17 protein-coding genes are annotated in these 18,972 nt (G+C 61.2%); 8 read left to right on the top strand and 9 right to left on the bottom strand.

Annotated elements, in window-relative coordinates; translation table 11 throughout:
• Window positions 1-66: 66 nt before the first annotated feature.
• On the top strand, window positions 67-1,389 hold the full coding sequence (locus tag H620_RS0102070) for a CapA family protein (RefSeq protein ID WP_023377943.1): 1,323 nt from the start codon (window positions 67-69) through the stop codon (window positions 1,387-1,389).
• An 80-nt stretch (window positions 1,390-1,469) separates the two neighbouring features.
• On the opposite strand, the gene H620_RS0102065 is transcribed toward H620_RS0102070, so the two are convergent.
• Together H620_RS0102065 and H620_RS0102060 are read right to left on the bottom strand one after the other, a co-directional pair.
• On the bottom strand, window positions 1,470-1,889 hold the full coding sequence (locus tag H620_RS0102065) for an RcnB family protein (protein ID WP_023377944.1): 420 nt from the start codon (window positions 1,887-1,889) through the stop codon (window positions 1,470-1,472).
• 130 nt (window positions 1,890-2,019) lie between these two features.
• Window positions 2,020-3,327: a sigma-54 interaction domain-containing protein gene (locus tag H620_RS0102060; protein ID WP_023377945.1), complete on the bottom strand. Its 1,308-nt coding sequence runs from the start codon at window positions 3,325-3,327 to the stop codon at window positions 2,020-2,022.
• Between the two features lie 235 nt (window positions 3,328-3,562).
• Between H620_RS0102060 and H620_RS0102055 the strand changes: the two genes are divergently transcribed.
• The 3 genes from H620_RS0102055 to H620_RS0102045 are packed head-to-tail and all read left to right on the top strand — an operon-like array spanning window position 3,563 to window position 6,582.
• Complete coding sequence (locus H620_RS0102055) at window positions 3,563-4,447, top strand: MBL fold metallo-hydrolase (protein ID WP_027906648.1); 885 nt, start codon at window positions 3,563-3,565, stop codon at window positions 4,445-4,447.
• A gap of 39 nt (window positions 4,448-4,486) precedes the next feature.
• Window positions 4,487-5,767 carry an NAD(P)/FAD-dependent oxidoreductase gene (locus H620_RS0102050; RefSeq protein ID WP_023377947.1) on the top strand — a complete coding sequence of 427 codons (1,281 nt, stop codon included), beginning with the start codon at window positions 4,487-4,489 and terminating at the stop codon, window positions 5,765-5,767.
• Window positions 5,764-6,582: a sulfite exporter TauE/SafE family protein gene (locus tag H620_RS0102045; protein ID WP_027906647.1), complete on the top strand. Its 819-nt coding sequence runs from the start codon at window positions 5,764-5,766 to the stop codon at window positions 6,580-6,582. Before H620_RS0102050 ends, H620_RS0102045 begins: the two co-directional genes overlap by 4 nt.
• On the opposite strand, the gene H620_RS0102040 is transcribed toward H620_RS0102045, so the two are convergent.
• Window positions 6,571-7,458, bottom strand: coding sequence for a LysR family transcriptional regulator (locus H620_RS0102040; RefSeq protein WP_023377949.1), 888 nt, complete (start codon window positions 7,456-7,458; stop codon window positions 6,571-6,573). The two genes, H620_RS0102045 and H620_RS0102040, sit on opposite strands and share 12 nt — an antisense overlap.
• Before the next feature lie 210 nt (window positions 7,459-7,668).
• On the opposite strand from H620_RS0102040, the gene H620_RS0102035 reads away from it, so the two are divergent.
• Both H620_RS0102035 and H620_RS0102030 read left to right on the top strand, forming a co-directional pair.
• Window positions 7,669-9,315, top strand: a complete 1,647-nt coding sequence (locus tag H620_RS0102035; RefSeq protein ID WP_027906646.1) for a GMC family oxidoreductase — start codon at window positions 7,669-7,671, stop codon at window positions 9,313-9,315.
• 97 nt (window positions 9,316-9,412) lie between these two features.
• Window positions 9,413-11,032, top strand: coding sequence for an MFS transporter (locus H620_RS0102030; RefSeq protein WP_023377951.1), 1,620 nt, complete (start codon window positions 9,413-9,415; stop codon window positions 11,030-11,032).
• Window positions 11,033-11,243: 211 nt separating this feature from the next.
• Here H620_RS0102030 and H620_RS0102025 read toward each other — a convergent pair whose 3' ends face one another.
• The 4 genes from H620_RS0102025 to glyQ all read right to left on the bottom strand — a co-directional run bounded on the left by H620_RS0102025 (window position 11,244) and on the right by glyQ (window position 15,605).
• Window positions 11,244-12,014, bottom strand: a complete 771-nt coding sequence (locus H620_RS0102025; RefSeq protein WP_023377952.1) for a lysophospholipid acyltransferase family protein — start codon at window positions 12,012-12,014, stop codon at window positions 11,244-11,246.
• A gap of 61 nt (window positions 12,015-12,075) precedes the next feature.
• Entirely contained in the window at window positions 12,076-12,603 is a 528-nt protein-coding gene (gmhB, locus tag H620_RS0102020) for a D-glycero-beta-D-manno-heptose 1,7-bisphosphate 7-phosphatase (RefSeq protein WP_027906645.1), read from the bottom strand.
• Between the two features lie 3 nt (window positions 12,604-12,606).
• Window positions 12,607-14,661: a glycine--tRNA ligase subunit beta gene (gene glyS / locus H620_RS0102015; protein WP_023377954.1), complete on the bottom strand. Its 2,055-nt coding sequence runs from the start codon at window positions 14,659-14,661 to the stop codon at window positions 12,607-12,609.
• Window positions 14,658-15,605, bottom strand: a complete 948-nt coding sequence (gene glyQ / locus H620_RS0102010) for a glycine--tRNA ligase subunit alpha (protein WP_027906644.1) — start codon at window positions 15,603-15,605, stop codon at window positions 14,658-14,660. Before glyQ ends, glyS begins: the two co-directional genes overlap by 4 nt.
• An 84-nt stretch (window positions 15,606-15,689) precedes the next feature.
• Between glyQ and H620_RS0102005 the strand changes: the two genes are divergently transcribed.
• Window positions 15,690-16,241, top strand: coding sequence for a DNA-3-methyladenine glycosylase I (locus tag H620_RS0102005; protein WP_023377956.1), 552 nt, complete (start codon window positions 15,690-15,692; stop codon window positions 16,239-16,241).
• Window positions 16,242-16,281: 40 nt separating this feature from the next.
• Window positions 16,282-17,169: a lysophospholipid acyltransferase gene (locus H620_RS0102000; RefSeq protein ID WP_023377957.1), complete on the top strand. Its 888-nt coding sequence runs from the start codon at window positions 16,282-16,284 to the stop codon at window positions 17,167-17,169.
• Window positions 17,170-17,255: 86 nt separating this feature from the next.
• On the opposite strand, the gene H620_RS0101995 is transcribed toward H620_RS0102000, so the two are convergent.
• A complete protein-coding gene (locus tag H620_RS0101995; protein WP_027906643.1) occupies window positions 17,256-17,573 on the bottom strand; it encodes a tetratricopeptide repeat protein in 318 nt (105 codons plus the stop codon).
• An 11-nt stretch (window positions 17,574-17,584) separates the two neighbouring features.
• Window positions 17,585-18,958 (bottom strand): Trk system potassium transporter TrkA, encoded by a 1,374-nt coding sequence (trkA, locus tag H620_RS0101990; protein ID WP_023377959.1) that lies wholly within the window; start codon window positions 18,956-18,958, stop codon window positions 17,585-17,587.
• Window positions 18,959-18,972: the final 14 nt, after the last annotated feature.

Here is an 18,972-nt window from a genome sequence, read left to right as displayed (position 1 = left end):
ATTCAATCTGATGCCACGCGGTCTTGGCCTATAGTCCGGACGGAATTCAACCTTCCGAGGCAGACCATGAAGATTGCCCTGACTGGCGACAGTATCCTGCAGCGCCGTCTGCACAGCCGGGATGACCAGGCGCTGAGCCCTTTGTTCGACCTGATCCGCGCAGCAGACGTGAGCTTCACCAACCTTGAGGTATTGCCCAACGACTTCGCCGGTGATCCCGCGCTAGAAAGCGGTGGCTCGCATTTCGGTGCCCCGTCCTGGGTGCTCGATGAACTGGTCGAAGGTGGCTTCGATCTGTTCTCCACGGCCAACAATCACAGCCTGGACTACGGCATCAGCGGGCTTCATGCGGCCCATGAGCAATTACGCAAACGTGAGCTGCTGTTCGCTGGCACCGGGCGCAACCTGGAAGAGGCCCGCCGACCGGTGTACTGCAGCAAACCGGCGGGTACTGTCGCGTTGCTGGCGTGCAGTTCGACCTACGGCAAGGGTCAGGAGGCCAGCGACCAGAGTCGAGACATGCCTGGCCGTCCGGGCCTCAACCCATTGGGTTACGACACTCTGCATGAGGTCAGTACCGAGCAGATGGCACAGGTACGCCAGCTGATTGCCGACCTGGGACTGGATCGTCTTTACCAGGGGGCGGTGGACCTCGGTTTCGCCCATCCCCTGCCTGACCCGTCGCTCGCGATATTCGGGCCATTCACCCCGCTGTTGTTCCGTGAAGGTGCCAATACCCGGCTGCGTACGCTCGCCCGAAAAAGAGACCTGGATGGCATTTTGCGTTGGGTCGAAGAAGCACGGTTGACCTCGGACATTGTGCTGGTCAGCCTTCATGCTCATGAATTGGGCTACAACCCAGCGGGGGAATGGGACCTGGAAGTACCTGCCGAATTCATCCAGCCGGTGGCACGCAAGCTGATCGACGCTGGCGTCGATATCGTCGTAGGCCATGGTCCGCACCTGTTGCGAGGCATGGAGATTTACCAAGGCAAACCTATCTTCTACAGCCTGGGTAACTTCATCGGCCAGAACGAACTGGTCGAACGTCTGCCGGTGGACAGCTATGAGCAGTTCCGCGTAGACCGCCAGCAGACCCCGTCCAAGGTGTTCTTGCAGCGTACCCATAATGGCACGCGCAGTTTCCCGTCCGATGCGCGATTCTGGGAGAGCATTGTGCCGATCTGCACCTTCGATGGCCGCACCCTTACACGCATCGAGTTGCATCCAGTGCAGTTGGGGTTTGGCGAAGCCATCCACCGTCGGGGGCGGCCGCGATTGGCCTCAGGACAGCAGGCCAGGGCCATTTTGCAGCGCTTTGCTGCCTTGTGCGCAGGCTTCGATACGCGTCTCGAGGTGAGCGGCGACACGGCGCAGGTCGTGCTTTGAGCACGCGATGTTCCACGTGGAACTTATGACATTGCCAACTACAAAAGCCCGCTGATGCGGGCTTTTGTATGCCCGCAAAATCAGTAGCCTGAAAGAACGCTGACGACCACGCCCGTGGCGATCGCTACCAGAACGTAGTCACCGTTCACATACAACCAGCGGTGATCGCGGGGAGGCGCGTACAGGTGACGTGCACGCCAGTCGGTTACCCAATAGCGGTCGTCGCGGTAGCGTGGCTCTACGACATAGCCACGATGCCATTGGCGATGTGGCATCGGCATGCCTGCATCGGGTCGGAAGTTCGGGTTGTGGTAGGCCGGGTATCGACCATTGTCATGTTGGTCATGTCGTTCGGGTTGGCCGTGGTGCGGATCGAACTGATGGGATGGGCCAGGGCCACCGTCGTGACGGTCAGGGCCAGGTGGGCCCGGCTGAGCGAAACTGGCCAAGGATGCGCTGAACGCAAGCGCGGCGCAGACTGCGGTCAGGGTTTTCTTCATGTGCGGATTCTCTGCTGGTTAACGCCCGGCGATGTCCTGCTGTGCGCCTGGTGCGGTTAACTGATCAGACCATGGTTTGTTCCAATTAATGTCAGGACAGTGGTAAAGATCCGGTAAAGTTCGCCTCGCCCTAACTGAGGCCGAGCGCTTTCAACCGTCGATACAAGGTTCGCTCACTCAGGCCAAGATGACGGGCCAGTTCGCTACGTGGCCCTTTGAATTGTTCCAGCGCTTGGGCCACTTCACTCAGGTCGTTGCGCCCTCGCCCACTGTTGACATTGACCTGCTGCGGCACCACATCCTCTGGCAGGTGCTCAGGTCGGATCAGACCATCATCGGCAAATAACCGGGCCCTCTCCAGAATGTTGCGCAGTTCGCGGATGTTGCCCGGGAACGCATGCAGGCCAAGCTGCTTGAGCGCCTGCTCGGTCAAACTTGTCGGCTTGCCACTCATGCGCTGCAGCAGGCTCTCAGCCAGCAGAGGCAAATCCTCCACACGTTCGCGCAACGCCGGCAGCCGGATCGGGAAACCACTGATGCGGTAATAAAGATCTTCCCTGAACGTACCCTCCGCCACCATCTTCTTCAGCGGTTTATGGGTCGCCGACACGAGGCGGAAATCTGAATGCACGGTGCGCAGGCTGCCGACCGGTCGAAAGCTCCCCGACTCGATCAAGCGCAGCAGTTTGACCTGCATCGCCAACGGCACCTCGCCGATTTCATCGAGGAACAGCGTGCCACCGTGGGCCGCCTCGGCCAAGCCGATCTTGCGTTGATTGGCACCCGTGAAGGCGCCCTTCTCGTAACCGAACAGCTCACTTTCGAACAGTGATTCGGTCAGACCGGTGCAGTCAACGACGACCAGCGGGCCATTGGCGCGCGGGCTTCCCATGTGTATGGCCCGTGCGAACAGTTCCTTGCCAGTACCCGACTCGCCCTGCAGCAGTACCGGAATTTGCGCAGGGGCCGCACGCTGCAGGCTGGCCAAGGCGGCCTTGAAGGCTGGCGCTCGGCCGACCAACCCCTGTTGTTGAGGTTGTGCAGATGCCAGCGTGATGGTGGTGAGCCGTTCGACGAAGGCCACGACATTGCCCTGTTCGTCGAGGATCGGGCGCAGCTCCACATCCACGTGTTCAGGGCCACGCGGCGTGTGATGGATGTGCAGCACACGCTCTGGCACTTTGCTGTCCAATGCCTTGCGCATCGGACAGTGTTCACCGGCTTGGTCACAGGGCACGGCATAGTGATGCGAGACGCGGTGGCACTTCTGGCCGACCGGCGCCTGCCCGTCACCGCCGAACTGACGGCGATAGGCTGCGTTGGCGGCGAGAATGTTGTAGTCGGTGCCCAGCACGATGGTTGGCAGTACATCGTGTTCGAGGTAGGACACCAGCGCGAGAATAGCCGGATGGGAGGCTGTGGCGTGAAGCTCAGACATGGGGGCACCGATGGATTGACCTGCCGCAGAGTAGCGAGGTCTGCCAAATACTGCCATTAGCTGACAGTCGACTGCCACAACCACTGTCACCCGTTCGTCTGCCAGTCCCGCAAACCCAATGAATACGCGGGATCGACCACAAAACCAGGGCCAAATCTTCTGGCATGCATCTTGATAAACCTCCAATCACTGCCTACGCCTCATATAAGGCGCGGTGGATTATTTGGAGAACGTGATGATCATCGGCAACAACCTTCACGTGGAAGCCTTCTTCGATGAGGCGACCTCGACCATCAGCTATCTGGTCCTGGACAACGAGACGCTTCAGTGCGCGTTGATCGACAGCGTTCTGGACTACGACCCGAAGTCTGGACGTACCTGCACGGCGTCGGCCGACCGTTTGATCGACCGGGTAAAAGCACTGAATGCCAAGGTGCAGTGGATTCTGGAAACCCATGTGCACGCCGATCATCTTTCCGCGGCGGCTTACCTCAAAGAGAAACTCGGTGGCCATACCGCCATTGGTGCGCACATTACCCAGGTGCAGAAAGTCTTCGGTGCGCTGTTCAATGCCGAATCGGATTTCGCCCGGGACGGTAGCCAGTTCGATGTGCTGTTCAAGGACGAACAAGGTTTTCGCATCGGCAACTTGCAAGCGCACGCTCTGCACACCCCTGGGCATACCCCGGCCTGCATGAGCTACTTGGTCGAGGACGCGGGTGAGAAAGCATTGTTCGTCGGCGACACATTGTTCATGCCGGACTACGGGACAGCGCGTTGCGATTTTCCAGGTGCCAACGCACGTACATTGTACCGCTCCATTCGCCGCCTGCTTGCCTTCCCAGATGAGACCCGCCTGTTCATGTGCCATGACTACCTGCCGGGGGGGCGGGAAATGCGCTACGTCACTACCGTGGCTGAACAGCGCGCCCACAACATCCACATTCACCAGGGGGTCGATGAGGACCACTTCGTCGCCATGCGCGAAGCCCGCGACAAAACCCTGGAAATGCCTGTGCTGATCCTGCCTTCGGTGCAGGTGAACATGCGCAGCGGCCATTTTCCCAAGCCCGAAGACAACGGGGTGAGCTACCTGAAGATTCCGCTGAACAAGCTCTGATCGTCTTTGCCCATAACCAGATTTCCAGGACGTACCGCCATGCCTGCCTTGCTGTCCCCCGCCAAAACATCCAATGCGGATCACCACAAAGTGGTGATCGTCGGTGCCGGAGCTGCCGGTATCGCCACTGCCTCCAGTCTCATCAGCCGCGACCCATCGCTGGATATCGCCCTGATCGACCCCGCCGATGTTCACTACTACCAGCCTGGTTGGACGATGGTGGGCGCTGGTGTATTCAAGTCGACCAGTACCGCGCGCACCATGGCTTCGACCATCCCCCGAGGTGTGCGGTGGATCAAGGCGCGAGTCGAAGGCTTCGACCCTCAGGCGCAGCTGGTCATTCTCGAAGACGGCCGTGCCGTCAGCTACGAACAACTCGTTGTCTGCCCAGGCCTGAAACTCGATTGGAGTGCCATCGAAGGGCTGAGCGAAACCTTGGGTCGAAACGGGGTGACCTCCAACTACCGATACGATCTGGCTCCCTACACCTGGTCGCTGGTGCAGAACCTCAAGCAAGGTCGTGCCTTGTTCACCCAGCCACCGATGCCGATCAAATGTGCCGGCGCGCCGCAGAAAGCGTTGTACCTGTCCTGTGACCATTGGCTTCGCAATGGGCAGCTGGGTGATGTGAAAGCCAGCTTCTTCAATGCTGGCGCGGTGCTGTTCGGGGTCGCCGACTATGTCCCTGCGCTGATGGCCTACATCGACAAGTACGGCGTTGATCTCAATTACTCGCATCGACTGGTGGCGGTGGACGGGCCGAACAAGCGCGCCACTTTCATTCGCACATTGCCTGACGGTAGCAGCGAAAGGCGCACCGAAGCCTTTGACATGCTGCACGTGGTGCCCCCACAGGTCGCTCCGGACTTCATTCGCAACAGTCCGTTGGTGGATGCGGCGGGTTGGGTCGATGTCGATCCCCATACCCTTCGTCACCGCTCGTTTGGCAATATCCACGCCCTTGGCGATGTCGCCAACACCACCAACGCCAAGACTGCCGCCGCCGCCCGCAAGCAGGCGCCGGTCGTGGCCAACAATGTTCTGGTAGCTTTGGGCAGGCTCGGCACCCTTGCCCAATACGACGGCTACGGCTCCTGTCCATTGACCGTCGAACGCGGCAAGATCGTGCTTGCCGAATTCACCTACGGGGGCAAGGTTGCTCCAAGCTTCCCCCGTTGGCTGCTCGATGGTCGTCAGGCAACCCGTCTGGCCTGGCTGCTCAAGGCAAGGGTACTGCCGCCTCTTTACTGGCAAGGCATGCTCAAGGGGCGTGAATGGCTGGCACGGCCTCAGCCGCTGGTGGTCGAGGGTACGCGGTGATCGAGCATCAACTGTTGGGCGCTGGGTTGGGCGCAATCATCGGTGGAGTGTTGGCACTGACCGGCGCGGGCGGCGGTATCCTCGCGGTGCCGCTGCTGGTGTTCGGCCTTGGCCTGTCGATGGTCGAGGCCGCGCCTATCGGCTTGCTTGCCGTAGGGCTCGCCGCATCCGTGGGGGCCGTGCTCGGCCTGCGTGAGGGGCTGGTGCGTTATCGCGCCGCACTGTTCATTGCCCTGATCGGCATCGCTGCTGCACCCCTTGGGCTGATGCTCGCGCATCGCTTGCCCAACACGCCGTTGGCACTGACCTTCGCCGGGGTACTGGTGTACGCCTGCCTGCGCATCTGGCGCAAGGCCAGCAACGAACTGCGTGGCGAGCACAATGATGCTCATCGATACATCGAACCGTGCGTGCTCAACCCATTGCAGGGCCGCTTGCGCTGGACGCTGCCGTGCGCCCGTGCCTTGGCCATGACGGGGGCATTGTCCGGGCTGCTGTCGGGCCTGCTTGGTGTGGGCGGGGGCTTCGTGATCATTCCCGCCTTGAACCGTTACACCAATCTGCGCATGAAGAGCATTGTCTCGACATCGCTGGCGGTAATCGCCCTGGTGTCCGCGGCAAGCGTTGTCAGCGCCAGCCTGGCAGGGGTGATGCAGTGGCGGATCGGTGCTCCGTTCGCCATCGGTGCGGTACTTGGCTTGTTGCTGGCGCGGCCACTGGCGGCCAGGCTTGCCGGGCCGCGCCTGCAGCAGATGTTTGCCGTGGCCGGCTGGTTCGCGGCCCTGCTGTTGGCCGGTAAGGCGCTACTCGGCTAACAGCTCGGCTTGTTCCGCAGCGCACAGCGCCAGCAGGTAGTCCCAGACCACCCGCAGGCGCACCGACTTGTGCAGCTCCCTGCGCGTGCAGATCCAGTAGCTGCGCTGGATGGTCTCGGTGGGTAATAGGCGGACCAGCGTCGGGTCGTGGCGGGCCATGTAATTGGGCAGCACGGCGATGCCCAAGCCTGCGCGGGCGGCATGCTGCTGGGCGATCACGCTGGTGCTGCGAAAGACCACGTTGGGCGCCCGGCAGAAGCTGTTGAGGAACAGCAGTTCCTGACTGAACAGCAAGTCATCGACATAGCCAATCCAACTGTGACGAGCCAGGTCATCGCGGTTTCGCAGCGGTGGCGCCCGGTCGAGATAGTTTTGGCTGGCGTAAAGGGCCAAGCGGTAGTCGGTGAGCTTACGGGTAATCAGAAGGTCGGCATTGGGCCGCTCCAGGTGGATGCTGATTTCAGCTTCGCGGTTGAGGATGCTGACAAAGCGCGGTACTGCCACCAGTTCAACTTCCAGGCCTGGGTATCGTTCGAACAACGCGTTCATGCGTGGGGTGAAGAACATGATGCCGATGCCCTCAGTCACCCCAAGGCGGATCTTGCCCAACGGTGTAATGGCCTGGGTGATTTCTTCCTGCGCCAGCAGGGCGACATTCTCCATGGCTTCGGCGTGCTTGAGCAGGGCCTGGCCGGAACTGGTCAGTTCATAGCCCTGGGCGTGCTGCACGAACAGCGGCGTGCCAAGGCTTTTCTCGATGCTTTCGATATGCCGGGCCACGGTGCTGTGGGTAGTGTTCAGACGCTTGGCGGCGGTGAGCAGCCGGCCGCTGCGCTGCAACTCGAGGAAAAACCGCAGATCATTCCAGTCGAACATGCTTGTCCTTTCAGGCCGTCCGTTGTGGCCTATTTGCGGGTGAACCCGCTCCCACGGATACAGCGGTGCTTTTCGGGGCAATGCAAGCGACCCGCACAGGCATTGCGTTGAACGAAAACGCACAACCGCTGCGTGAAATCTCGTGTTTCCTCGTCGAAATTAATCAATAAGATGTAGGACGACAAGAACAATAATCAGGCGAGGTTTCACATGCCATCAGCCGATTCTGTCTTCGACTACGTGGTCGTTGGGGCCGGTCCTGCCGGTTGCCTGCTGGCCAATCGTTTGTCGGCCAACCCCTCCTGCCGAGTGCTGTTGCTTGAAGCCGGTGGGCGCGACAACTACCCCTGGATCCACGTCCCTGTCGGTTATCTCTACTGCATCGGCAACCCGCGCACCGACTGGTGCTTCAAGACCGAGGCGCAGTCCGGCCTGGGGGGGCGCAGCCTGGGTTACCCTCGCGGCAAGGTGCTGGGTGGTTGTTCCTCGATCAACGGCATGATCTACATGCGTGGCCAAGCCGCCGACTACGACCACTGGGCCGATCAAGGCAACGAAGGCTGGGCATGGAAGGATGTGCTGCCACTGTTCAAGGCCAGTGAAAACCATTTTGCCGGCAGCACTGATCACCATGGTGCCGACGGTGAGTGGCGCGTCGAGCGCCAGCGCTATAGCTGGCCTATCCTCGATGCCTTCCGCGATGCGGCTGAGCAGAGCGGCATCGGCAAGGTCGATGACTTCAATACCGGCGACAACCAAGGCTGTGGATACTTTCAAGTCAACCAGCGCAGTGGTGTGCGCTGGAATGCATCCAAGGCCTTTCTGCGGCCAATCAAGGATCGCCCAAACCTGACCGTGCTGACCGATGTGCAGGTCGACCAGGTGTTATTGAACAATACCCGTGCTCGGGCGGTGAAAGCGCAATGGCAGGGTGCCTGGCACGAGTTCTCCGCACGCCGCGAGATCATTCTTTGTGCCGGTGCCGTAGGCTCTCCTGGCATCCTGCAGCGCTCAGGAATTGGCCCGCGCAAGCTGCTGGAAAGCCTCGGTATCGGAGTTCGCCACGATATGCCTGGCATCGGCGGCAACCTGCAGGACCACCTGCAGCTGCGCCTGATCTACGAGATCCGCAATACCCGTACCCTCAACCAGATGGCCAACAGCCTTTGGGGCAAGCTGGGTATGGGCTTGCGCTATCTCTACGACCGCAGTGGCCCGTTGGCCATGGCACCGAGCCAACTGGGGGCCTTCGTACGCTCGAGTCCTGCGCAGGCCACCGCCAACTTGCAGTATCACGTGCAACCCCTTTCGCTGGAGCGCTTCGGCGAGCCGCTGCACCGTTTCCCGGCTTTCACCGCGTCGGTGTGCAACCTGCGCCCAGCAAGCCGTGGACGCATCGACATCCGCTCTGCCGACATGAACACGACGCCGCTGATCGACCCCAACTACCTCAGCGACCCCGAAGACCTGCGGGTCGCCGCCGATGCCATTCGCCTCACCCGACGCATCGTCCAGGCCCCTGCCCTGGCCGCATTCGAACCCCGCGAGTATCTGCCCGGTCCGGCCTTGCAAACCGAAGAAGAACTGTTCGAAGCCGCTGGCAAGATTGGCACCACCATCTTCCACCCGGTCGGTACCTGCCGCATGGGCAATGGCCCGTTGGACGTTGTGGATAACCAGTTGCGCGTTCATGGCATCCCCGGGCTGCGCGTGGCGGATGCGTCGATCATGCCGCAGATCACCTCCGGCAATACCTGTTCACCCACTCTCATGATCGCCGAGAAGGCGGCCCAACTCATTCTCAAGGGGGCTACTACCCAGACCAGCTTCAACGAAGACGCAATACCGACGCCCTGACCCGGGTGCGTGCAGTACCGGCAGCTTGCGGTCAGAGGCTGCCGACAGTGGAACAACAAGAATAATCACTGTGGCCTTCGGGCCGAGGACAGCAACGATGTCGGATTACATTCAAGAGCAGGGTGCGGCGGCCAGCAGCTCCAGTGGCCGTGAGGAACGCAAGATCATTTTCGCGTCATCCCTCGGGACGGTGTTCGAGTGGTATGACTTTTTTCTCTATGGTGCACTGGCAGCGGTCATCAGCAAGCAGTTCTTCGCTGGGGTGAACGACACTACCGCCTTTATCTTCGCTTTGATGGCCTTTGCCGCCGGCTTCCTCGTTCGGCCTTTCGGTGCGCTGGTGTTTGGCCGTCTGGGTGACATGATCGGTCGCAAGTACACCTTCCTGGTCACCATCGTGCTAATGGGCTTGTCGACATTCGCTGTCGGCCTGCTACCCACCTATGCCAGCATCGGTATCGCTGCCCCGATCATTCTGGTGGTATTGCGCATGCTCCAGGGCCTGGCCCTGGGCGGCGAGTACGGTGGTGCAGCCACCTACGTGGCCGAGCACGCGCCACCTGGCAAGCGCGGTTTCCACACCGGTTTCATTCAGTCCACCGCCACCCTTGGACTGCTGCTGTCGTTGCTGGTGGTGCTGGCTAGCCGTTACATCAGTGGGGATCAGTTCGAGACCTGGGGCTGGCGCCTGCCCTTCCTGCTGTCGATCTTCCTCCTGGCCATTTCCACGTGGATTCGCATGAGCATGCACGAGTCGCCTGCTTTCGTGAAAATGAAGGCCCAGGGCAAGGTCAGCAAGTCGCCGATTCGTGAGTCGTTCACCTCTTGGCCAAACCTCAAGGTGGTGCTCACAGCCTTGTTCAGCATCAACGCGGGCCAGGCGGTGACCTTCTACACCGCGCAGTTCTACGTGCTGTTCTTCATGACGCAGATGCTCAAGATGGACCCTGCTCAGGCCAATACCCTGCTGATCATCAGCGTGGTGATCGGTGCGCCATTCTTCGTGTTCTTCGGCTGGTTGTCGGACAGGGTTGGGCGCAAGCCGATCCTGATGCTGGGCCTGCTGCTGGCCACGGTGCTGTACTTCCCGATGTTCAAAGCGCTAAGCCACTACGCCAACCCGCAAATCGACGCGGCCAGCCGCCAGGCGCCGATTGTGGTCACAGCGGACCCGAAAGGTTGCACCTTCCAGTTCGACCCGGTCGGCAAGGCGCGTTTCGACAGCCCATGCGACAAGGTCAAGACCTTCCTGGTCAAGCAAGGCCTGCCCTACAGTTCGGTGAATGCGCAGGGTACCGAGGTGGTGGTGAGCATTGGTGACAAGACCATCAGCGGCTTCGACGAAGCGGCCATGCGTGCTGCGGTCGAACAGGCGGGCTACCCGGCCAAGGCTGATCCAGCCAATGTTAACCAGGTGATGGTCGTGGTGCTGATCGTGGCGATGATCCTGATCGCGACCATGACCTACGGCCCACTGGCAGCCGTGATGGTCGAGCTGTTCCCGACCCGCATCCGCTACACCTCGATGTCCCTGCCCTACCACATCGGCAACGGCTGGTTTGGCGGCTTCCTGCCCACGGTGTCGTTCGCGTTGGTGGTATACACCGGGGATATCTTCTACGGCCTTTGGTACCCGGTACTGGTGACAGGGATCAGCCTGGTCGTGGGGATTTTCTGCCTCAAAGAGACTAAGGATGTGGATATCGACAAGGTCTGAGGTGTTTCACGGGCCCTGCCGCTGACAAGACGGCTGGCCTGCAAGGCTCATAAAAAAACCGGCTGTAAAAGCCGGTTTTCTTATACCTCGAAAAAACTTATGCACGATTTTCAGAAAAATGTCATACACAGAAATAAATAGCCAATTCAATCACTTAGCATCTATTTGAAGCATTCCATCCAAAAATTGCACACAAGTTATCCACAGATCGTCAGGCGATCTGCTCTTGGGCTTTTTCATCTGCTGGCGGCAGTGAACCCATGGCACGTTGGGTCGCTTCATTCCACGCGGCTGCGCGGTCATTGAGCTCGGCGATGGCACGCGGGCCGGTGCCATTGGCATACATTGGCTCGCCAATCACCACCTCGATGGTGCCCGAGCGTTTACCCCAGCCTTCCTTCGGCCAGAACTTGCCGGCGTTATGTGCGATCGGCAGCACCGGCAGGCCTGCGTTGACCGCCAGTGCGGTGCCGCCACGGGAGAACTTGCCGACCGTACCGAAGGGCACGCGGGTCCCTTCCGGGAAGATCAGCACCCATACCTTCTGCTTGAGCAGCTCATCACCTTTGCTTGCAACCTGGCGCAAGGCTTCCTTGGGGTTGTCGCGGTCGATGGCGATCGGCCGCAGCATGGCCATGGCCCAGCCAAAGAACGGGACGTACAGCAGCTCACGCTTGAGCACCTGGCTCAGTGGCGAGAAATAGGCGGACAAGAAGAACGTTTCCCATGTGCTCTGGTGGTTCGACAGGATCACGCAGGGCTCATTCGGCACGTTCTCGGCACCGGTGACCTTGTAGCGAATGCCCAGGATCACTTGCGCCAGCAGCACGGCGAAACGGCACCAGTAGACGTTGATGAAGCGATAGCGCTTGGGGAACGACAAAAATGGCGCGATGAAAAAGCTCAGGGAGCACCACAACAGCGAACTGGTGCCCAGCAGCAGGTAAAAAAGAAAGATTCTGATCGCCTGCAGGATCGACATAGTGGCATGTACCGTTGCGGGGCGCGCCCGCCTGAGAAAAATGCGCCCGAAGGCGCACTGTTTAAATTAGTTCTCTGGCGATAGCAGCCAGATCGTCGAAAATCAGTGTAGTTTCCGGCACACCCTTTTCCAGGGTCCGCACGCCCTTGCCGGTTTTCACCAACACGGGTTGTGCACCGACGGCCAGGGCGGCCTCCAGGTCACCTTTGCTGTCGCCGATGAACCAGACGCCGCGCAGGTCGGCCTGGTAGTGCTCGGCGATCGCCCGCAGCATGCCAGGCTTGGGCTTGCGGCAATCGCAGCCTTCGTCCGGCCCGTGCGGGCAATACACGATATGACCCACTTCGCCACCCAGTTCGGCCACCAGCGCGCGCAGGCGGGCATGCATGGCTTCAAGGGTTTCCAGCGGGTAGTAGCCGCGGGCAATGCCGGACTGGTTGGTGGCTACGGCCACCGTCCAGCCGGCTTTGCTCAACTGCGCGATAGCCTCGACCGAGCCGGGAATCGGAATCCACTCCTCCAGCGACTTGATATAGGCGTCGGAGTCGTAATTGATCACCCCGTCACGATCGAGAATCAGCAGTTTCAAGGCTTACCCCAGCAGCGAAATATCGGCAACGCCCAGGAACAGGCCACGCAGGCGGCTGAGCAGGGCATAACGGTTGGCACGGACCTTGGCGTCTTCGGCGTTGACCATCACGGCCTCGAAGAAGGCGTCGACCGGGTCACGCAGGGCAGCCAGGCGGGCCAGTGCTTCGCTGTACTGACGCGCAGCAGCCATCGGCTGCACGGCCTGGTCGGCCTGCTGGATGGCCGAGTACAGGGAGAACTCGTTGGCATTGTCGAAGTACTTCGGTTCGACGTGGTCGGCGATAGCACCTTCGGCCTTGCTCAGCAGGTTCGATACTCGCTTGTTCGCCGCAGCCAGGGCGTTGGCTTCCGGCAGCTTGCGGAAGGCCTGCACGGCCTGTACGCGCTGGTCGAAGTCCAGGGCCGAACCCGGCTTCAGGGCACGCACCGACAGGTAGGTCGAGACGTCGATGCCTTCGTCTTCGTAACGCGCACGCAGACGGTCGAAGACGAACTCCAGCACCTGTTCGGCCAGGCCGGCGGCTTTCACCTTGGCACCGAACTGCTTGACCGCGAATTCGACGGCGGCATTCAGGTCCAGGTCCAGCTGCTTCTCGATCAGGATGCGCAGCACGCCCAGGGCGGCACGGCGCAGGGCATACGGGTCCTTGCTGCCGGTTGGCAGCATGCCGATGCCGAAGATGCCGACCAGGGTGTCGAGCTTGTCGGCGATGGCCACGGCTGCACCGGTCAGGGTCTGCGGCAGTTCGGCGCCGGCGCCACGAGGCATGTACTGCTCGTTCAGGGCCAGGGCGACGTCTTCCGGCTCGCCATCGTTCAGCGCGTAGTAGTAACCGGCGACACCCTGCATTTCAGGGAACTCGCCCACCATCTCGGTGGCCAGGTCGCACTTGGACAGCAGGCCGGCGCGACCGGCACGCGCGGCATCGCCGCCAATCTTGGGTGCGATGAATGCGGCCAGTTTGGAAACGCGCTCGGCCTTGTCGAAGACAGTGCCCAACTGAGCCTGGAACACCACGTTCTTCAGGCGCTCGTTGAAGGTTTCCAGCGGCTGCTTCTTGTCCTGCTTGAAGAAGAACTCGGCGTCGGTCAGGCGCGGGCGCACGACCTTCTCGTTGCCTTGCACGATCTGCTTCGGATCGCGGCTCTCGACGTTGGCGACGGTGATGAAGCGCGGCAGCAGCTTGCCTTCGCTGTCCAGCAGGCAGAAGTACTTCTGGTTGTCCTGCATGGTGGTGATCAGGGCTTCCTGCGGCACTTCGAGGAAGCGCTCTTCGAACGAGCAGACCAGCGGCACCGGCCACTCCACCAGCGCGGTGACTTCATCCAGCAGCGCTGGCGGTACGATGGCGCTGCCTTCCTGCTGCATGGCCAGCTCGGCGGTGCGCTTGCTGATCAGCTCGCGACGCTCGGCGAAGTCGGCCAGTACATAGGCCTTGCGCAGGTCCTCGACATAGTTGGCCGGGGTAGTGATGACCACGTTTTCCGGGTGATGGAAGCGGTGACCACGGGATTCACGGCCGGCTTTCTGCGACAGGATGGTGCACTCGACGACCTGGTCGCCCAGCAGCATTACCAGCCACTGGGTCGGGCGGACGAACTCTTCACGGCTGGCCGCCCAGCGCATGCGCTTGGGGATGGGCAGGTCGTTGAGCGAGTCTTCGACGATGGTCGGCAGCAGGCTGGCAGTGGCCTTGCCTGGAATGTGTTGGGAGAAACGCAGCTTGGCGCCGCTCTGGTCGATTTCCGACAGCTCTACTCCGCACTTCTTGGCGAAGCCCAGAGCAGCCTGGGTCGGTTGGCCTTCAGCGTTGAACGCCGCCTGAATGGGCGGGCCGTCGATGTTGATGCTGCGGTCCGGCTGCTGCACGTCCAGTTGACGAATCAGCACGGCCAGGCGGCGCGGCGCTGCGTATACCTGCTTGCCGGTGTAGTTCAGGCCCGCAGCCTGCAGGCCTTTCTCGATGCCCGCCAGGAAGGCGTCGCCCAGCGAGGCCAGGGCCTTCGGTGGCAGCTCTTCGGTGCCCAGTTCTACCAGGAAATCTTGAGCACTCATTGTGCAGCCTCCAGCTTCGGCAACACTTCGTCACGCAATTCAGGGGTGGCCATCGGGAAGCCCAGGCGTGCACGGGCTTGCAGATAGCTTTGCGCTACGTCCCGAGCCAGGGTACGTACGCGCAGGATGTAACGCTGGCGCTCGGTCACCGAGATGGCGCGGCGGGCGTCCAGCAGGTTGAAGGTGTGGGATGCCTTCAGGACCATTTCATAAGTCGGCAGCGGCAGCTCAAGCTTGATCAGGCGGTTGGCTTCGCTTTCATAGAAATCGAACAGCTCGAACAGCTTCTCGACGTTGGCGTGTTCGAAGTTGTAGGTCGACTGCTCCACTTCGTTCTGGTGGAACACGTCGCCGTAGGTCACCTTGCCGAACGGGCCGTCGGCCCAGACCAGGTCGTACACCGAGTCTACGCCCTGGATGTACATGGCCAGACGCTCCAGGCCATAGGTGATTTCACCGGTGACCGGGTAGCACTCGATGCCACCGACCTGCTGGAAGTAGGTGAACTGGGTCACCTCCATGCCATTGAGCCAGATTTCCCAGCCCAGGCCCCAGGCGCCCAGGGTTGGCGATTCCCAGTTGTCTTCGACGAAGCGGATGTCGTGGACCAGCGGATCCAGGCCGATCGCTTTCAGCGAGCCGAGGTACAGCTCCTGGAAGTTGGCCGGGTTCGGCTTGAGCACCACCTGGAACTGGTAGTAGTGCTGCAGGCGGTTGGGGTTTTCGCCATACCGCCCGTCGGCAGGGCGACGGCTAGGCTGCACATAGGCGGCGTTCCAGGTCTCTGGGCCGACGGCGCGCAGGAATGTAGCGGTGTGGAAAGTGCCGGCGCCTACTTCCATATCGTAGGGCTGAAGCACCACACAACCTTGCTCGGCCCAGTAGTTCTGCAGGGCGAGGATCAGGTCTTGGAAGGTACGCACGGCTGGCGTAGGCTGGCTCACGAAATTCACCTGTATCTGGGGATGCGGATGTAAAGAGCGGGAGTATAACCTGATTCGCCTCTCCCTCTACTCAATTGGAGCCTTATGCCACGCTGCTTTTGGTGTACCGACGATCCGTTGTACCAGGCTTACCACGACCAGGAATGGGGGACACCGCAGCGCGACCCGGCGTTGCTCTTCGAGATGCTTTTGCTCGAAGGGTTCCAGGCTGGGCTGTCGTGGATCACCGTTCTGAGGAAGCGCGAGCGCTACCGGGAGGTGATGTACGGTTTCGACCCGGTTCGACTGGCGCAGATGAGCGACGAGCGGATCGAGGAACTGATGCTCGATACTGGCATCATTCGCAACCGTCTCAAGCTCAAGGCGGCCCGGCGCAATGCTCAGGCCTGGCTGGCTGTGGATAACCCGGCGCAGTGGCTTTGGTCGTTCGTCGGTGGTGCGCCCAGGATCAACCATTTCCAGGCCCGTGAGGAAATCCCGGCCGTGACCGACGAGGCCAAGGCCATGAGCAAGGCCCTGCAGAAAGCCGGCTTCACCTTCGTTGGCCCGACCATTTGTTACGCCTTCATGCAAGCCACTGGCATGGTCATGGACCACACCACCGATTGTGATCGCTACGCCGCGCTGCTGCGTTGAGCGTTACAATGCGCGCCTTGCTGAAATAAGGAATCTGCCTGTGGAAAAGTTCAAGGGCGCCCTGATGGTCGGGGTGCTGCGACTGTTCGCCAAGCTGCCTTGGGGAGCTGTGCAACGCGTCGGCGCCGGCATCGGCTGGCTGATGTGGAAAATCCCCAATGGGTCGCGCAACGTGGTGCGTATCAACCTTGCCAAGTGCTTTCCGGAGATGGACCCGGTCGAGCGTGAGCAACTGGTTGGCCGAGCGTTGAAAGACATTGGCAAGTCATTCGTCGAAAGCGCCTGCGCGTGGATCTGGCCGCCGCAGCGTTCGCTGGAGCTGGTCAAGGAAGTCCACGGCCTGGAAGTGCTTGAGAAGGCCCTGGCCTCGGGCAAGGGCGTGGTGGGCATCACCAGCCACCTGGGCAACTGGGAGGTGCTGAACCACTTCTACTGCAACCAGTGCAAACCGATCATCTTCTACCGCCCGCCAAAGCTCAAGGCGGTGGATGACCTGCTGCGCGAGCAGCGGGTGCAGATGGGCAACCGTGTGGCGCCTTCGACCAAGGAAGGCATCCTGAGCGTGATCAAGGAAGTACGCCGTGGTGGACAGGTGGGGATTCCGGCCGATCCGGAGCCCGCCGAGTCTGCCGGTGTCTTCGTGCCGTTCCTGGGTACCCAGGCGCTGACCAGCAAATTCGTGCCGAACATGCTGGCCGGTGGCAAGGCAGTCGGGGTATTCCTGCATGCACTGCGGCTACCGGACGGTTCCGGGTTCAAGGTCTTCCTCGAGGCGGCGCCGGAGGAGATGTACAGCGAGGATGTGGCCGTATCGGCGGCGGCCATGAGCAAGGTGGTCGAGCGTTATGTGCGCGAGTACCCGAGCCAGTACATGTGGAGCATGAAGCGCTTCAAGAAGCGCCCGGCCGGGGAAGCGCGCTGGTATTGAGAAGGCGCTCCCCTGTGGATAGGGTTACCTGCGAATGCGGTCTTGGATTTGCTGGCGCGTTCGCGGGTGACCCCCCGCCCACACGGTTACGAAGCCGATGTTTTGCTCAATTTCTTGAGGAACACCGCCATCTCTTTCTCGGCCTGCTTGTCGCCATGGGCCTGCGCCGCCACCATCCCCTCCTCCCAGGCCTTGCGCGCAGCCGCCAGGTCACCCTGCAGCTGGTACGCCTTGCCCAGCAGCTTCCAGGCTGCAGAATACTTCGGGTCTTGCTCCACGCACCGCGCCAAATGAACCGCCGCCTCGGCACCCTTGCCTTCGTCCAGCCAAGCCTTGCCCAGGCCAAACCTGAGCAACGGGTTATCCACACCCTTGGCCAGCATTTTTTCCAGCGATTCGTGCATGCCGTTTCTCCTTAGAAGAAGGTCAAGCCGACGTGGAACAGCTTCTCCACATCACGGATGTGTTTCTTATCCACAACGAACAGGATGACATGGTCGCCCGTCTCGATGACGGTGTCGTCGTGGGCGATCAGCACTTCCTCGTCCCGGATGATCGCGCCGATGGTGGTACCCGGCGGCAGGGCGATGTCTTCGATGGCCTTGCCAACTACCTTGCTCGACTTGGCGTCACCATGGGCAACCGCCTCGATCGCTTCGGCCGCGCCACGGCGCAGTGAGTGTACGCTGACGATATCGCCCCGGCGCACGTGGGCCAGCAAGGTCCCGATCGTGGCCAGCTGAGGGCTGATGGCGATGTCGATTTCGCCGCCTTGCACCAGGTCGACATAGGCCGGGTTGTTGATGATGGTCATCACCTTGCGCGCACCCAGGCGCTTGGCCAGCAACGACGACATGATGTTGGCCTCGTCGTCGTTGGTCAGGGCCAGGAAAATGTCGGCGTCAGCAATGTTCTCCTCCAGCATCAGGTCTTTGTCCGATGCGCTGCCCTGCAGCACCACGGTGCTTTCCAGGGTGTCGGAGAGGTGTCGGCAACGTGCCGGGCTCATCTCGATGATCTTGACCTGGTAGCGACTTTCGATCGCTTCGGCCAGACGCTCGCCGATCTGGCCGCCGCCGGCGATGACCACGCGCTTGTTGGTCTCGTCGATGCGTCGCAGCTCGCCCATGACGGCGCGAATGTCCTTGCGTGCCGCGATGAAGAACACTTCGTCGTCAGCCTCGATCACGGTATCGCCCCTCGGTGTGATCGGCCGGTCACGGCGGAAGATCGCCGCCACGCGGGTATCGACGTTAGGCATGTGCGCGCGGATCTGTCGCAACTGCTGGCCCACCAGCGGGCCGCCGTAGTAGGCCTTCACCGCAACGAGTTGCGCCTTGCCTTCGGCGAAGTCGATCACCTGCAGAGCACCGGGGTGTTCGATCAGGCGTTTGACGTAGTTGGTCACTACCTGTTCTGGGCTGATCAGCACGTCCACCGGGATATGGTCGTTGTCGAACAGCTCTTCACGGGTCAGATAGGAAGACTCACGCACCCGCGCGATTTTGGTCGGGGTATGGAACAGCGAGTAGGCGACCTGGCAGGCCACCATGTTGGTTTCGTCGCTGTTGGTCACCGCCACCAGCATATCGGCGTCGTCGGCCCCGGCCTGGCGCAACACGGTGGGTAACGAGCCGCGACCCTGCACCGTGCGGATATCGAGGCGGTCGCCCAGGTCACGCAGGCGTTCGCCGTCGGTGTCGACCACGGTGATGTCGTTGGCTTCGCTGGCCAAGTGTTCGGCCAGCGTTCCGCCGACCTGCCCTGCGCCGAGGATGATGATCTTCATCCGCTACTCCCTAA

The organism is Pseudomonas taiwanensis DSM 21245 (assembly GCF_000425785.1).
In the GTDB taxonomy this organism is placed as follows: Bacteria; Pseudomonadota; Gammaproteobacteria; order Pseudomonadales; family Pseudomonadaceae; genus Aquipseudomonas; species Aquipseudomonas taiwanensis.
The sequence above is the reverse complement of the archived record's forward strand: the minus strand, read 5'-3'. Positions and strand labels throughout refer to the sequence as shown.

What these genes read in the sequence shown, in the direction of transcription:
- glyS (WP_023377954.1), bottom strand. Translation starts at nt 14,661, where the DNA reads ATGAGTGCTCAAGATTTCCTGGTAGAACTGGGCACCGAAGAGCTGCCA.
- H620_RS0102030 (WP_023377951.1), top strand. Translation starts at nt 9,413, where the DNA reads ATGTCGGATTACATTCAAGAGCAGGGTGCGGCGGCCAGCAGCTCCAGT.
- trkA (WP_023377959.1), bottom strand. Translation starts at nt 18,958, where the DNA reads ATGAAGATCATCATCCTCGGCGCAGGGCAGGTCGGCGGAACGCTGGCC.
- H620_RS0102055 (WP_027906648.1), top strand. Translation starts at nt 3,563, where the DNA reads ATGATCATCGGCAACAACCTTCACGTGGAAGCCTTCTTCGATGAGGCG.
- H620_RS0102060 (WP_023377945.1), bottom strand. Translation starts at nt 3,327, where the DNA reads ATGTCTGAGCTTCACGCCACAGCCTCCCATCCGGCTATTCTCGCGCTG.
- H620_RS0102050 (WP_023377947.1), top strand. Translation starts at nt 4,487, where the DNA reads ATGCCTGCCTTGCTGTCCCCCGCCAAAACATCCAATGCGGATCACCAC.
- H620_RS0102025 (WP_023377952.1), bottom strand. Translation starts at nt 12,014, where the DNA reads ATGTCGATCCTGCAGGCGATCAGAATCTTTCTTTTTTACCTGCTGCTG.
- H620_RS0102035 (WP_027906646.1), top strand. Translation starts at nt 7,669, where the DNA reads ATGCCATCAGCCGATTCTGTCTTCGACTACGTGGTCGTTGGGGCCGGT.
- H620_RS0101995 (WP_027906643.1), bottom strand. Translation starts at nt 17,573, where the DNA reads ATGCACGAATCGCTGGAAAAAATGCTGGCCAAGGGTGTGGATAACCCG.
- H620_RS0102005 (WP_023377956.1), top strand. Translation starts at nt 15,690, where the DNA reads ATGCCACGCTGCTTTTGGTGTACCGACGATCCGTTGTACCAGGCTTAC.
- H620_RS0102040 (WP_023377949.1), bottom strand. Translation starts at nt 7,458, where the DNA reads ATGTTCGACTGGAATGATCTGCGGTTTTTCCTCGAGTTGCAGCGCAGC.
- H620_RS0102065 (WP_023377944.1), bottom strand. Translation starts at nt 1,889, where the DNA reads ATGAAGAAAACCCTGACCGCAGTCTGCGCCGCGCTTGCGTTCAGCGCA.
- H620_RS0102070 (WP_023377943.1), top strand. Translation starts at nt 67, where the DNA reads ATGAAGATTGCCCTGACTGGCGACAGTATCCTGCAGCGCCGTCTGCAC.